The organism is Dactylosporangium sp. NPDC051484 (assembly GCF_040689395.1).
In the GTDB taxonomy this organism is placed as follows: domain Bacteria; phylum Actinomycetota; class Actinomycetes; order Mycobacteriales; family Micromonosporaceae; genus Dactylosporangium.
On record NZ_JBFAZX010000007.1, the window covers coordinates 53610 to 67045 of the forward strand.

The 13436-nt window shown below is 71.3% G+C and carries 13 protein-coding genes; 6 read left to right on the forward strand and 7 right to left on the reverse strand.

What is annotated here, in order from left to right:
- On the forward strand, positions 1–200 hold a 200-nt coding region (locus tag AB0367_RS15055; RefSeq protein ID WP_366226862.1), incomplete at its 5' end, for a hypothetical protein.
- Here AB0367_RS15055 and AB0367_RS15060 read toward each other — a convergent pair.
- Positions 197–871, reverse strand: coding sequence for a hypothetical protein (locus AB0367_RS15060; protein WP_366226863.1), 675 nt, complete (start codon positions 869–871; stop codon positions 197–199). The two genes, AB0367_RS15055 and AB0367_RS15060, sit on opposite strands and share 4 nt — an antisense overlap.
- A 121-nt stretch (positions 872–992) precedes the next feature.
- Between AB0367_RS15060 and AB0367_RS15065 the strand changes: the two genes are divergently transcribed.
- On the forward strand, positions 993–2276 hold the full coding sequence (locus AB0367_RS15065; RefSeq protein ID WP_366226864.1) for an MFS transporter: 1284 nt from the start codon (positions 993–995) through the stop codon (positions 2274–2276).
- Here the strand turns inward: AB0367_RS15065 and AB0367_RS15070 are convergent.
- Positions 2262–4319 carry a prolyl oligopeptidase family serine peptidase gene (locus tag AB0367_RS15070; RefSeq protein WP_366226865.1) on the reverse strand — a complete coding sequence of 686 codons (2058 nt, stop codon included), beginning with the start codon at positions 4317–4319 and terminating at the stop codon, positions 2262–2264. The two genes, AB0367_RS15065 and AB0367_RS15070, sit on opposite strands and share 15 nt — an antisense overlap.
- Positions 4320–4429: 110 nt before the next feature.
- Between AB0367_RS15070 and AB0367_RS15075 the strand changes: the two genes are divergently transcribed.
- Together AB0367_RS15075 and AB0367_RS15080 are read left to right on the forward strand one after the other, a co-directional pair.
- Positions 4430–5020, forward strand: coding sequence for a TetR family transcriptional regulator (locus tag AB0367_RS15075; RefSeq protein ID WP_366226866.1), 591 nt, complete (start codon positions 4430–4432; stop codon positions 5018–5020).
- A 45-nt stretch (positions 5021–5065) separates the two neighbouring features.
- Complete coding sequence (locus AB0367_RS15080) at positions 5066–5236, forward strand: hypothetical protein (protein ID WP_366226867.1); 171 nt, start codon at positions 5066–5068, stop codon at positions 5234–5236.
- 63 nt (positions 5237–5299) lie between these two features.
- Here AB0367_RS15080 and AB0367_RS15085 read toward each other — a convergent pair whose 3' ends face one another.
- The gene (locus AB0367_RS15085) at positions 5300–5599 is read right to left on the reverse strand and encodes a winged helix-turn-helix domain-containing protein (RefSeq protein ID WP_366226868.1); all 300 of its coding nucleotides are present in this window, start codon (positions 5597–5599) and stop codon (positions 5300–5302) included.
- On the opposite strand from AB0367_RS15085, the gene AB0367_RS15090 reads away from it, so the two are divergent.
- Positions 5598–6518 (forward strand): aldo/keto reductase, encoded by a 921-nt coding sequence (locus tag AB0367_RS15090; protein WP_366226869.1) that lies wholly within the window; start codon positions 5598–5600, stop codon positions 6516–6518. The two genes, AB0367_RS15085 and AB0367_RS15090, sit on opposite strands and share 2 nt — an antisense overlap.
- A 1436-nt stretch (positions 6519–7954) precedes the next feature.
- The gene (locus tag AB0367_RS15095) at positions 7955–9202 is read left to right on the forward strand and encodes an MFS transporter (protein ID WP_366226870.1); all 1248 of its coding nucleotides are present in this window, start codon (positions 7955–7957) and stop codon (positions 9200–9202) included.
- A 173-nt stretch (positions 9203–9375) separates the two neighbouring features.
- Here AB0367_RS15095 and AB0367_RS15100 read toward each other — a convergent pair whose 3' ends face one another.
- Genes AB0367_RS15100 through AB0367_RS15115 form a run of 4 tightly spaced genes read right to left on the reverse strand, consistent with a single transcriptional unit; the run spans position 9376 to position 13416 of the window.
- Positions 9376–10071 carry a hypothetical protein gene (locus AB0367_RS15100; RefSeq protein ID WP_366226871.1) on the reverse strand — a complete coding sequence of 232 codons (696 nt, stop codon included), beginning with the start codon at positions 10069–10071 and terminating at the stop codon, positions 9376–9378.
- Entirely contained in the window at positions 10065–11648 is a 1584-nt protein-coding gene (locus AB0367_RS15105) for a hypothetical protein (protein WP_366226872.1), read from the reverse strand. Before AB0367_RS15105 ends, AB0367_RS15100 begins: the two co-directional genes overlap by 7 nt.
- Positions 11645–12511, reverse strand: a complete 867-nt coding sequence (locus AB0367_RS15110; protein WP_366226873.1) for an ABC transporter ATP-binding protein — start codon at positions 12509–12511, stop codon at positions 11645–11647. Before AB0367_RS15110 ends, AB0367_RS15105 begins: the two co-directional genes overlap by 4 nt.
- A 38-nt stretch (positions 12512–12549) precedes the next feature.
- Positions 12550–13416 carry a hypothetical protein gene (locus AB0367_RS15115; RefSeq protein ID WP_366226874.1) on the reverse strand — a complete coding sequence of 289 codons (867 nt, stop codon included), beginning with the start codon at positions 13414–13416 and terminating at the stop codon, positions 12550–12552.
- Positions 13417–13436 lie beyond the last annotated feature (20 nt).

Genomic DNA, 13436 nt, shown 5'->3' on the forward strand with positions numbered 1-13436 from the left:
ACCGCGCGTTGACCGCGCCGCACCGCGCGTTGACCGCGCCGCACCGCGCGTTGACCGCGCCGCACCGCGCGTTGACCGCGCCGCACCGCGCGTTGACCGCGCCGCACCGCGCGTTGATCTTGCACTTGTGGTGCCGACAAATACGGATATTTGCGGAGTGTCGCGGCACCACAACTGCAAGATCAGCGAAGGCCGGCTAGTCGCGGCGCAGCGACACCTGGAAGGCGCGCCGGGACGGCTCCGGCGCCTCAACTGCCGCCGGCGCCCAGAACGACGCGAACAGCGTGCACGACAACGGCGCGTCCGGCACGCTCACCCGGTGCGCGGTCACGTGCGGGGAGTCCCAGTGCACCCGCGGCAGGTCCTGGCTCGGCCCGAAACACGCGTCGAGCTCGGCCCGGGTCAGCGACGGCTCGGCGAAGCGGATCTCCACCGACGCGAGCCCGGCCCGCTCGTTCATGACCAGCCGCAGCCACGCCGTGCCGGGCGGGCTGGGCCGCACGAAGAGCCGGCCGCGGTCGTCCTGCGTCGGCGCGGGCAGGCCCAGCAGGGCCGCGACCTCGGCCGCGTGCTCCGTGGTCACGCCGCAGACGCGCCGCGCCCACGTCCGCAGCAGGTCGGTGGTCACCGGCCGTGCCACCAGGTCCAGCAGATGACTCGGTACCGGCGGGCGGCGCCACGACGCCGGCCAGTCGTCGAGGCCGGCGAGCTCCGCGCCATCGACGATGAGCGTGTACAGCGGCTCGGCCGGGAAGTCGCCGACCCGCACGGTGAGCGTCCGGCCGCCGACCTCGGCGTGGTAGGGGAACTCGCCGTCGCCGGAGTGCTCCCACGCGATCGGCGTGGCGGTCAGAGCGGTCAGCTCGGTCATGACGGTCCTCAAAAACGGCAAAGCAGACGTCGACAGCGTAGGAGGTGTCTGCAAACGCACAGTTGAGGGCCGTCACACTCGCCCCATCGCCAGGCTCCGGGCCGATAGCGTCAGTGTCGCTATGCGCCGCTACCTCATGTGGAGCGTCGGGCTCCTCGCGTACATCGTCGCCGTCTTCCACCGATCCTCCCTCGGCGTGGCCGGGGTCGCCGCCGCCGAACGCCTGGGCGCGGGCACCACGCTGCTGTCGATGCTCTCCGTGGCGCAGCTGGCCGTGTATGCCGGCATGCAGATCCCGGTGGGCGTCCTGCTCGACCGCTTCGGCTCGCGCCGGATGCTCGCGGCCGGCGGCGTGCTGATGCTCGCGGGCCAGCTGGTCTTCGCGTTCGCGGGCGACGTCGGCACGGCGATCGCCGCGCGCGTGCTCATCGGCGTCGGCGACGCGATGACGTTCATCAGCGTGCTGCGCATCGTGGCGCTGTGGTTCCCGCCGCGGCGCAACCCGCTGATGGTGCAGCTGACCGGCATGGCCGGGCAGCTGGGCGCGCTCTCCTCGGCGGTGCCGCTCGTGCTCCTGCTGCGCCACGCCGGCTGGACGGCCACGTTCCTGGCCGCGGCGGTCCTGGGCGCCGCTGCGGTGGTCCTGGTGGTGACGGCCCTGCGCGACCGCCCGGCCACCACCGCGGCGGGCACGCGGGCCGAGGCCGACGACGAGCGGGCCGATGGCGGGCGAGTCAAGCGCGACCTCGGGCTGCGCACCTCGTGGGCGCACCCCGGCACGCGGCTGGGGCTGTGGACGCACTTCGTGACCCAGTTCTCCGGCACGGTGTTCGCGCTGCTGTGGGGCTATCCGTTCCTGACCCAGGGCGAGGGCCTCGCCCCGGACACCGCGGCGCTGATGCTGTCACTGCTCACCGTCGGCGGCCTGCTGATGGGGCCGCTGATCGGACACTTCTGCGGACGCCTGCCCTATCACCGCTCCAACCTCGTCCTCGGCATCGTCGGCGCGTCGGCGCTGGCCTGGACCGCGGTGCTGCTGTGGCCCGGCCGCGCCCCGCTGTGGCTGCTCGTCGTGCTCGTGCTGGTGCTGACGTTCAACGGCCCCGGCTCGATGATCGGCTTCGACTACGCGCGGTCGTACAACCCGGCCGACCGCATCGGCGGCGCGACCGGGATCGTGAACGTGGGCGGGTTCGTGGCGTCGATCCTGGTCATCGTCGCCGTCGGGGTGCTGCTCGACCGGCAGACCGCGCCGGGCGCCGACCACCCGTCGCTCACCGCCTTCCGGTGGGCCTTCGCGGTGCAGTACCTGCTGTGGGGCTTCGGCGCGGTCCAGGTCTACCGCTACCGCCGCACCACCCGCCGCCGCGTCGCCGCCGAGGACCTCGCGTTAGCGGTCGCCTGACGCGGCGCCCAGTGTCCGCCACAGGAACTCGAACGCCAGCGCCCACTTGTAGGCCAGCTGGGCGTTGTCCGCGGCGCCGCCGTGGCCGCCCTCGATGTTCTCGTAGTAGGTGACATCCTTGCCGTGCTCGCGCAGCAGCGCGACCATCTTGCGGGCGTGGCCGGGGTGCACCCGGTCGTCGCGGGTCGAGGTGGTGACGAGCGTCGGCGGATACGGCACGCCGTCGCGCACGTTCTGATACGGCGAGAACAGCGACAAGTATGCCCAGTCGTCCGGGTTGTCGGGGTCGCCGTACTCGGCCATCCACGACGCGCCGGCCAGCAGCAGGTGGTAGCGCTTCATGTCCAGCAGCGGCACCGCGCAGACGATCGCGCCGAAGAGCTGCGGGTAACGGGTGAGCATGACGCCCATGAGCAGGCCGCCGTTGGAGCCGCCCTCGATGCCCAGCCGCTCGCGGGTGGTGATGCCGCGCTCGACGAGGTCCGCGGCGACGGCGGCGAAGTCCTCGTAGGCGCGCGGCCGGTTCTCCCGCAGCGCCGAGCGGTGCCACGCCGGGCCGTACTCACCGCCGCCGCGGATGTTGGCCACCACGTAGGTCCCGCCGCGGGCGAGCCAGCCGAGGCCGATGATCGAGTTGTACGCCGGGACGCGCGAGACCTCGAAGCCGCCATACCCGGACAGCAGCGTCGGGCCGGGGCCCGCGTCGGGGCGGCCCACGACGAAGTACGGCACCTGGGTGCCGTCCGCGGACGTGGCGAAGAACTGCCGGGTCTGGATGCCCTCGGCGGGGAAGTACGCGGGGCCCTGCTTGAGGATTGTCGGCGCGTCCGCGCCGAGCACGCCGTGGCGCAGCGTCGGCGGGAGCGTGAAGCCGCTGGACAGCAGCAGGTACTGATCGTCGGCGTCGGCGTTGGTGTCCCACACGTCGGTCTGGCCGAGTTCGCTACCCAGGACGGTCCTGTGCCACTCGCCGCCGGAGTACGACAGCAGTTCCAGGCGGGAGCGCACGTCGCACAGCAGCACCAGGATCAGGCCGGTGCGGGTCCAGTCGGCGTAGCTCAGCGACGTGTGCGGGTCGGGCGTGAACAGCACGGTGAGCTCGCGCGAGCCGGCCAGGTAGTCCGCCAGCCGGGCGATGAGCAGCGTGCCGGCCGGGTGGGTCGCGTCGCCGACGTGCCAGTCGGTGCGGACCCGGACGAGCAGCCACTCGCGGTGCACGTCCACGCCGGCGTCGTGCGGCACGTCGAGCTCGGTGAGCTCGCTCAGCGCCTCGCCGGTGAGCAGATACCGGCGGGCGTGGAAGAAGTCGGTCGACTGCCGCAGGACCGCGCGGCGGCCGTCGGCGGACGGGTCGGTCGAGGCCCGCACCGCCACGTCGTCGGCACTGCCTTCGAACACGACCGGCGCGTCGGCGAGCGCGGTCCCGCGCCGCCAGACCCGCACCTGCCTCGGGTAGCCCGACGAGGTCATCGATCCGGGACCGGTGTCGGTGCCGACGAAGATGCGATCGGCGTCGATCCAGCTCACGTCGCTCTTCGCCTCGGGCAGCCGGAAGCCGTCCGCGACGAACTCCAGCGCGTCGAGGTCGAACTCGCGCACCACGGCCGCGTCGGCGCCGCCGCGCGACAGCGACAGCAGGCAGCGGTGCTCGCCGCCGAGCGGGCCGGTGCGCAGGAAGGTCGCACCCTGCCACACCCAGTTCTCGTCCTCGGCGGCGGCCAGCGCGTCGAGATCGAGCACGGTCTGCCAGTCTGGCTCGTCGCGGCGGTAGTCCTCGAGGGTGGTGCGCCGCCACAGCCCGCGCGGGTGGCCGGCGTCCTTCCACAGGTTGTACACACGCTCGCCGTGCCACGCGACCATCGGGATGCGGTCGTCGGCGTCGAGGACGGCCCGGATGCCCTCATACATCCCGGTGAAGCGATCATTGCCGGTCAGCGCCGTGACCGACTCCGCGTTGCGCTCGCGGACCCAGGACAGCGCCCGCTCGCCCTCGACGTCTTCCAGCCACAGGTACGCATCGTCATGAATGATCGTTTCTGCCATCCGAACAGTCTGACCGAACGGCGGCCGGTTCGCCCACACTGCTTTTTTGCACGATTTTCTTGCGCGATCCGAAAGCTTACGGATTGCGCATGTTTTGCTACGCTGGGGGCATGGAAACGGGCCTGCGCGAGCGCAAGAAGCAGGCGACCCGGCGGGCGCTGGCCCTCGCGGCGCTGCGGCTGACGGTGGAGCGCGGCTTCGACGGCGTGCTCGTCGAGGACATCGCGGCCGAGGTGGGCGTGTCGCCGCGGACGTTCAACAATTACTTCTCGAGCAAGGCGGAGGCGATCTGCGCCCTGTCCGTCGATCGCGCCCAGCGGGCCGGCGCGGCGCTGCGGGCCCGGCCGCCGGGCGAGCCGCTGCGCGAGGCCATCACGGCCACGATGCTGGCGGAGATCTCCGGCGGCGTGGCGCCCGAGCACGTGCCGGACCGGGTGTGGTTCGACGGGCTGCGGATGGTCCTCGCGACGCCGGCGATGCAGGGGGAGTATCTGCGGGTCCGCGCGGCGATGCAGGACGCGCTGTCGGCGGCCATCGCCGATCGGCTCGGCGCCGGCCCGGACGACCTGCTGCCAGACGTGATCGGCGGCGCGGTGGCTGCGGCCTGTGACGTGGCGACACACCGCTGGCTGCGCGCGGACCCGCCGGTGCCGCTGGGCCCGCTGGTCGAGGAGGCCCTGCGCCGCCTGGCCGACTACTGACCAGCGCTCGCACGCTCCCGGTCCGGCCAGCGACATGTCCCCCGCGTGCTCGACGATCGCCGCGGTGAGCTGCTCGCGGGTCGCCCTCGGCGATCACGACGGACACGTCACGCCGAGTTCGCCGAGTTCGCCGACCGCCTGCGGGATGCGCTCATGGCCCCCACCGTCGGCATCTCCGCGTTCGCCGACACCACTGGCGCTGACCTCCTGACCTAGCCTCCTAGGAAGCATAAGACGCCGCAACGCGCGCCACGCCGCATGCCGTCGCGCTGGCCGGTTTCAGCCGAGGTCGGTCAGGCGGTCGCCCAGTTCGGTGCGGCGATAGTTGAGGCGACGGCCCGACCGCGCGGCGACGATCAGGCCGGCGTCGCGCAGCGCCGTGAGGTGGTGTGACGCCGTCGCCGGGGCCAGGCCCAGGCACTCGGCCACGTCGCCGGTGCTCAACGGCGTGGCCAGCAGGGTCAGGACGGCGGCCCGCGTCGCGCCCAGCAGGGCCGCCAGGGGCTCGGGCGGGGGCGGGGCCGCGGCGAACAGGGCGCGCGGCGGGTACCACAGCCCCCGGCCCGCCGGGCAATCCATGAACTTCGGATGGCAGCTCGGCGAGGCCGACAGCCACGCGATCCTCGACCGGGGGCTCGCCGAGGGCATCAATTTCGTCGACACCGCCGACATGTACGGGGCACGCGACTACGAGGGCACCAGCGAGACGTACATCGGCACGTGGTGCGCCCGGACCGGGCGGCGCGACGACGTGGTGCTCGCGACGAAGGTGTACCAGCCGATGGGCGACGGGCCGAACGAGCGGGGATTGTCGGCGCGGCACATCGTCGCGGCGTGCGAGGCGTCGCTGCGCCGGCTCGGCACCGACCGCATCGACCTATACCAGATGCACCACGTCGACCGGGCCACGCCGTGGGAGGAGATCTGGCAGGCGATGGACCTGCTCGTGGCGCAGGGCAAGGTGTTGTACGTCGGGAGCTCCAACTTCGCCGGCTGGCACCTGGTGGCCGCGAACGCCGCGGCCAGGCGCCGCCGTTCGCTCGGGCTGGTCTCGGAGCAGCTCAAGTACAGCCTGCTCACCCGGCACGTGGAGCTCGAGGTGGTGCCGGCGGCGCGGGCGCTCGGGATCGGGCTGCTGCCCTGGTCGCCGCTGGCGCAGGGAGTGCTCTCCGGGGCGCTGCGCAAGCACCGGGAGGGCGCCGCCGGGCGGACCACGTCCCACGCCGCCGAGAGGGTGGAGCGGCATCGGGAGGTCCTGGAGGTGTACGAGGGATTCTGCGCCGACCTGGGCCGGCACCCGGCCGCGGTGGCCCTCGCCTGGCTGCTGTCGCGGCCCGGGGCGACCGCGCCGATCGTCGGGCCGCGCACTCCGGGGCAGCTTGACCTGGCCCTCGAGGCACTGGAGGTGCCGCTCGACGACGCGGCCTCGGCCCGGCTGGACGAGATCTTCCTGCCGGTCGGCAACGGCGGGCCCGGGCCGGAGGCCTGGGCCTGGTGAGCGCGCCGGCCGCACGACAACGGCGGAGAAGTCCCGTCGGGCGTGTTCGTGCTTGGAGAGAAAGCATGCACAGCGGCGCCGCGCGGGCGTGCTCGGAAGATGGACGTAGGTGTCGCCGAGGGCTCCACGCCCGGTCCATCATTGTCCAGTGTGGATGCTCCGGGCGTGTCATCCCAATTTCGAAGCCATCCTCGTTGAGATCACCTCATGATGGACTGCCGTTCGGGGCGGTGGTTCCGGCCGCGTTCTGGGACAAATACATGTATGGGGCAGTTGCAATTGTTTTCAAGGGCGGAATTGGCTGCCATGCGTGACCGGACCAGGTCACGTCGTTATTCCCCGGCGAAGGAGCAGTTCCGCCGGGAGCATGCTCGGCATCGGGAATGGGGCCTGGCCAGACGTCACGCCGAGAAGCTCCGCCGCGCGCGGTGACACCCCGCCAGCGGTCAGCGACCAGCGCGGCGGATCGGTGGATGGGCCGGTGCCGCTCTCGCCGCCTCCGCCGGTCACGCCTCCCGAACAGGAACAACGTTCCGTGAGCAGCGCCGTGGCAAGCGACTGTGATCCCGCGCCGCGCCTGGTTGACGGCGGCGGGCGGCCCGGTGCTGTCCCGAAGCGTCGTCGCGCATCCACGCCACGGCTGCGCCGGCCCGCCGGTCGGGCAACGCATCGAATGATCGGCGGTAATGTACGGCCACCGGTGTATCGCGGCCGGCTTTCGGCAATGCCGCGTACGGCCGGGCGGCATGTCCGCCGTATGTTCCGCACGGCGGGAACAAGCAACCGCTGTCCCCATGGACCGCCGGTGCGGGTTCCCGAATGACGTGATCACAGCGAGCATGCCGTCGGGATGTGACCGCCACGGGCGTACCGTCCACGTCGGACAGTGCTGGAAGCTGGGCGAAGCCCTCGACAGATGAGGACTCCGTCCGTGGTCGCCTATCGAGCCGTCCTCTGCCGTGCCGAGAAACTGGTCCGCTACGTGTCGCCTGCTGGCCACCGAACGCCGCACCCGCCGCGGAACCCGGGCGCTGACCTGCTGCCACCAAGCGCTGCTGGTGCTGGCGTGGTTCCGCACAACGAGGACACGTCCCTGCCCGGGAGCCGGGCGGCTCCCGGGCCACCGCGTACCGGGCTGTCGCCGAGGGGATCGAAGCGCTGGCCGCGACACCCGACCGGCCCCGCACAACCGGGCCCGCGACGCGCTGCCGCACGCCGAACGCGCACCCGGCGAACGCGGCTTCGCGCTGCTCACCGGCCGTTGGCGCACCTACGCCACACCACCGCCAACCCGCGCACCATCGGCGACACCGTCCGCGCTGGCCTCTTCCTCACCCATTTCGAATACCGGAACCTACCGAATCCTTGCATTTGACGTACATCGATCATCGTGCTACAAGGATGAAGCCGCATCGAAACGGGGATTGAGGTATCACGTGTTCGACCGGGCTGTTCTCAGCAAGAAGGGCACAGTTCCACTCGTCGTCGCTCTCGCCGTGGACATGATCGGCAGCGGTCTCTTCATGCCCGTCTCCCTGTTGTATTTCACCGCCGTCAGCCGGATCCCGCTGACGAGCGTCGGCCTGCTGATGAGCGCCGCGACGATCGCGACTCTTCCCGTGCCGGTGCTGATCGGTTACCTCGCCGACCGGTGGAACCCCCGCGACCTCGTCCTGGTCGCGCAGGTGCTGCAGGCGGCTGGTTTCGCCGCGTACCGATGGGCGGACGGTCCGGTCCCGATCCTCGTCGTCGTGGTGGTCGTCGCGGTCGGGCAGCGGGTGTTCTGGTCGTCCTTCTTCACGCTGGTGGCCGGCCTGGCGCCGCCCGGGGAGGAGCGCCGGCTCAACGACCAGCGGTTCGCCCTGGTGGGCACGGTGCAGGCGGCCGCGACCGGACTGGGGGCGCTGGTGGGTGGCCTGGTGCTGGTGGATGCGTCCGTGTCCGCGTACCGGCTGGTCGCAAGCGCCAACGCGGTTTCGTTCGCCGTCTCCGCAGTGCTGCTCACGCTGGTGCCGCGGGGTGCGGGGCAGCAGCCGGAGGCCGCCCGGGCAGCGGCCACGGGCAGCTACCGAGTGCTGCTGCGCGACCGCCCGTATCTGCTGTTGATCGTCGCCAACACCGTATTCGCCCTGTGCAGCGTCATGGTCGGCATCGCGGTGCCGGTGTCCATCGTCGAGGGTGCGCCGTCGCTGAAGTGGCTGATCGGTCCGCTGCTCGCCGTCAACGCGCTGTTGCTGGCCACCGGGCAGGGTTTTGTCGTCCGGTGGGCGCGACCGCTGTCGCGGGTCCGGGCCATGGCGGTGGCGGGCGGTCTGTGGGTGCTCTGGTCGGTGGCGTTCGCCGCGGCGTTGCGGGTGCCGCCGGTCGTCCTGTTGCCGTATCTGCTCATCAGCATGCTCTTCTACGCGGGCGCGGACCTGCTGCACGCGCCCATTTCCAACGCGCTGGCCGCCGCCGCGGCCCCGGAACACGTGCGCGGGCGGTATCTCGCGGTATTCCAGTACTGTTTCACCATTGCGAATATCGCCGCACCGACGTTCTTCACCGCGCTGTACGCCCGCGGCGCGGCATTGCCGTGGATCGTGCTGGGCATACTCACCGCCGCGGCCACCGCCGCGATGTACCTGTTGGAAAAGCGGTTGCCTGCGGAAGAGGAAGAGCCGGTCAAGGCGATGTCCGTCTGACAGCCGCGCGAGAAGCTTAGCTGCCGGCGAACATCGCCCAGGAAAGCGCTGTGACAACCAGGGGCACGCCGAATGCGAGCGCCGTGTCGATCAGGGCGGCCATGGCCCGCCGTCCCCACGGCGCGGGTGGACCGGGCGGTGCGCCTCGGCGGAAACCGTCGACGAGGCGGGAGTCAATTCGTGATCCTCTCCTTCTCGGAAGATACGGACGGTGCCAGGGGGCGGGCGCGGGGCGTCGGTTCATGGCTCGTCCAGACGATCCCGGCCAGGCCGACGGCCAGCAGTACTCCCCACGCCTGGCGCGAGTCGCCCCAGCGCTCGGTGCCCGGTGGCGGGAAGACGGCCGTGGAATCGGGCAGGAGCGCCGCGGCGATCAAGAGGAGCACCACGGCCGGGGCGGCGAGCACCCCTCCCGGTGCGACGTCGTTCCCCCAGCGTGTCCCGGCCAGCCAGAAGGTCACGGCGAGCAGCGCGAAACCTTCCAGCAGCACGCCGCCCAACGGCAGCAGCGATCGCACCTCTGGGTCGAGGGCGAGTCGACAGCCCCACCAGGCGACCGACCAGACCGCCGTTGCCAGCACCGTGGCCGGCGCTAGCCGCAACACCACGAGGACGTACCGGGGAGTCGGCAACGTCGCGATGGTCGAGGCGGCCGGGTCGTCCAGGACGAACGCCAGGCCGATAACCATCCCGAACAGTGCGAAACGCAGCATCGTGGTCGCGTCGGCCAGTTCCAGCGCTATGCCAGCGGCGAACGGGATCCAGCCGAAGGCGAGCGCCACAACGACGCCGGTGGCGAGGGCCACCCGGTTGGTGGCTCGCAGCAGGTGCGGGGCCAGACTCAGGGCCAGCCGGGGTCCGATCAGCACCGCAGCCCGCTCGGTTCGCTCACTCCGGCTCCCACGCCGAGCAGCCGCGCCCCCTCGACGAGTCCGGTGGCGGGGTCGGCCAGCTGCTGCCAATGCTGTCGCACCTGCGTGCCGACCTCGTCCACCGGACGCCCCAGCAGGGCCTTGACGAGGTCCGCGGTCTCCCGCGGAAACGAGGGACCGGAACCCGACGTGAGTACGGGCATGACGATGCTTCCCCCGTACGAGTTCGCGATGCTCCGTCGGTATGCCTGCTCGGTCTCCGGGGTGGCCTGTGCACCCAGCCAGAGGATCAGCAGCCCGCGGGCACCGCAGATCGGGGCGTTGTCGTAGATCGCGGCGGTGGAGCCGGTGGCCGTACGGTTCGCGAATGCCGCGGAGAACTGGATCATCTGCACCTGGCTGTAGCCCTCGCGGTCGCCCCAGGTGGTGCTCACCGGCACGGATTCGGGCGTGCCGGCCGCGGCGTCGTCCGCCCGCCAGTCCGCGACCGGAACTGGGTCGCTCATCTCGCCAGGAGAGTCGAAGAAGATCCGCTGACGGACTGCGTACCGTGCGTTGGCGACCGGCTCGGGCGCCCACCGCAGAACGCCCCGGGTGACCGCCGCCCATTGTTCCGAACGCGCCTCGTACGGCGCGAAGGCACAGAACGTGACGCGGTCGACGTCCCGGCACACCTGCGCGCGCGCCGGGCGGGTGGCCGCCTCCGACCGTGCGGTGACGATGTCGTGCGGCACTGCGGCTGTCTGTGCCGCTCCGGCGACGGCCACGGCGACCGCCGCGACGACCGCTCCGGGCGCGGTCAACGACCAGCGTGCACCGCTGAGCGCAACGGTGACCAGGGCGAGTACCACAAGCAGCGCCGCCAGGTAGACCAGATGCCAGACAACTGGGCGGTACATCAGGTCCGGTGGGAGCGAGGCGACCGTCTCGTCCTCGAACGCGATGAGTCCGACCCAGCGGATCCACCGCGAGCCGACGGCGCCGGCCAGAGTCAGCATCGCGAGCCCGACGATGACCAGCGGCGCGGCCACCAGAGCGGTGGTGAGCCGCGCCAGGAACAATCCGAGCACGCCGGCCAGCAGGATGACGAGCGGGGCGGTGATCGCTTCCAGGATGCGGACACTCCCGATCGCGCCGGGCGCGGTGGCCAGCCAGACCAACCGGAGCGTCACGACGCCGCCTGCCAGACTCCCGAGACTCAGCAACGACAGCAGGTGCGCGACGGTACGCTGCGCGGTGGTCGTCAGCTGGACCGAGTAGAAGGCCACCATGTTGTGGCGTTGAACCCGCAGCGCGGCGAGGTTGGCGGCGAGCAACGCCCCGGCCGCGAACAGCAGCATCGGCACCTGTACGAAGCGGTCCTCGTCGTGCATCACCGGATATCGGCTGGCCAGCCCGCCGCTCAGCCATTCATAAACCCACGGCGCCACGGTGAGCAGCAGCGCCACCAGGATCACCGGGTGCTCGAGCAGCCGCCAGGACTCGGCGCGGGCCAACGTGAGGACGGCGGCCGTGGCGCTGCTTCGGATAGTCGGACCGCCGGTGGTGGGCGGTGGGGACACGGTCGTGGTCATGCCGTCTCCGCCAACGCCGGGTCGCCGTCGAGCAACAACAGGTAGCCGTCCTCCAGAGAGGGTTCCAGCAGGGCGGCCCCCGGCGGTGGGCTGCCGATGTTGTGGACCGTGCCCTGCCCGGTGCGCCAACCCGCTACGGCGCCTGGATCCTTCTGCGCGCTGTGCCAGACGCGCCCGGCCGCGAAGGCGCTCAGAGCAGCCGGCGTGCCGTCGAACCGGACGGTGCCGCCGGCCAGCACCACGACATGCTGGCAGAGCGCGCCGACGTCTTCGGTCTGGTGGGTGGACAGCAGCACGGCACGGCCCTCGCCGAGTTCCGCGATCAGCTCGCGGAAGCGCAGCCGCTGCTTCGGGTCGAGGCCGACAGTCGGCTCGTCCAGGATGAGCAACCGCGGGTCACCGACGATCGCCGCGGCGAGCGCGACCCGCTGGCGCATGCCTCCCGAAAGCGTCTTGATCTTCTTGCCGCGCACGTCCGACAGGCCGACCGCGTCCAGCACACGACGCGCCTCGTCGTGCCGCTGCGCCCGATCAGTGATCCGGCGGAGGATGCCGACGTAGTCGATGAACTCGAAGGCGGTGAAGCCCGGGTGGAAACCGGGATGTTGCGGGAGGTAACCGAGAACGCGCCGGGCCTCCAGCTTGCCTTTAGCGGTCAGCGGGTCGATCCCGAGCATGTCGATGGCACCCTGGTCCGGCGACAACGCGGTGGCCAGGATACGCAGCAGGGTGGTCTTGCCGGCGCCGTTGGGACCGAGCAGGCCGGTGACCCCCGTCGACAGGCTGAGCGAGACCCCGCCCAACGCGGTGTGCCGTCCGTAGCGCCGGACCAGGCCGGTGACGGAGACGGTGTTTGCGGGCATCCAGGAACTCCTTGACTCGTCAGGCTGGTGGGCGCTCCTCACGGTGCGGTCCGGGCCAGCGAGGGGAAATCGATGGGAGTGACCAGGTCGAAATATCGCCGCAGGCGGACCACGGCGACGCCGGCCACCACGACCAGGCCTGCCACAGTCAGCTGCCCCTTGACGGTGAGGAGCAGCGACGTGCCGTCCGAGTCGTTGGTGGCGATGACGCAGACAGCCCAGAGCGCGCCCGTGCAGGCCGCTGCGAGCCGGGGTGCCAACTTGACTGACAGCGCGATGGTGACGAGCGTCAGTGCGACGGAAGGCGCTAGCCAGGCGACTGCCGCGATGCCCTGCTGCGGCACGGCGAGGCTGCCAAGACCGGCAATGCCGATCAATGCGATCAACACCGAGAGGGTCCGGAGCAGGATGATCGGGAATCGGCCGAGTGGCGAGACGAGCGTCAGCTCGTACGTCGGGTCGAGGCTCGGCCCGAACGACAGGGCCGCGCCCAGGACCGGCAGCAACGGGAACGTCACCAGGAACGTCAGGCCGGCCACGTCCACCGGGAGGTAGCGCGTCATCAGCAGGGCGCCGACTACGATGAACGCGGCAGTGCCGAGCCAGGATGCGTGCAGCGTAGGCGAGGTCGCGGTGATCCTGGCCAGGTCGTCGCGGAGCCCGAGCAGCCGCAGCAGGCGCTCAAACCAACCCGGCCGCGGTTCGTCGAGCTCGCGGTCGAGACGAGCCCAGCCGAGGGCCTGATCGGTGGGGTCGGCCAGTTCGGCCAACGTGGCGATGCACTCGCGACATTCCGCGACGTGGCGGTCAACAGCCTCGAGTCGCGCACCCGTCAGCTCCGCCCAGGCGTACGCCCGAAGCCTCTCTCGGGAGGGATGGTCCACGGTCACCTGCGGTGTCGTCATTCCGTCCCCTTCTCGTCATG

Excerpts from the sequence above, each read along its gene's own strand:
- AB0367_RS15060 (WP_366226863.1), bottom strand. The coding sequence starts at position 871 with ATGACCGAGCTGACCGCTCTGACCGCCACGCCGATCGCGTGGGAGCAC.
- AB0367_RS15065 (WP_366226864.1), top strand. The coding sequence starts at position 993 with ATGCGCCGCTACCTCATGTGGAGCGTCGGGCTCCTCGCGTACATCGTC.
- AB0367_RS15070 (WP_366226865.1), bottom strand. The coding sequence starts at position 4,319 with ATGGCAGAAACGATCATTCATGACGATGCGTACCTGTGGCTGGAAGAC.
- AB0367_RS15075 (WP_366226866.1), top strand. The coding sequence starts at position 4,430 with ATGGAAACGGGCCTGCGCGAGCGCAAGAAGCAGGCGACCCGGCGGGCG.
- AB0367_RS15090 (WP_366226869.1), top strand. The coding sequence starts at position 5,598 with ATGAACTTCGGATGGCAGCTCGGCGAGGCCGACAGCCACGCGATCCTC.
- AB0367_RS15085 (WP_366226868.1), bottom strand. The coding sequence starts at position 5,599 with ATGGATTGCCCGGCGGGCCGGGGGCTGTGGTACCCGCCGCGCGCCCTG.
- AB0367_RS15105 (WP_366226872.1), bottom strand. The coding sequence starts at position 11,648 with ATGACCACGACCGTGTCCCCACCGCCCACCACCGGCGGTCCGACTATC.
- AB0367_RS15110 (WP_366226873.1), bottom strand. The coding sequence starts at position 12,511 with ATGCCCGCAAACACCGTCTCCGTCACCGGCCTGGTCCGGCGCTACGGA.
- AB0367_RS15115 (WP_366226874.1), bottom strand. The coding sequence starts at position 13,416 with ATGACGACACCGCAGGTGACCGTGGACCATCCCTCCCGAGAGAGGCTT.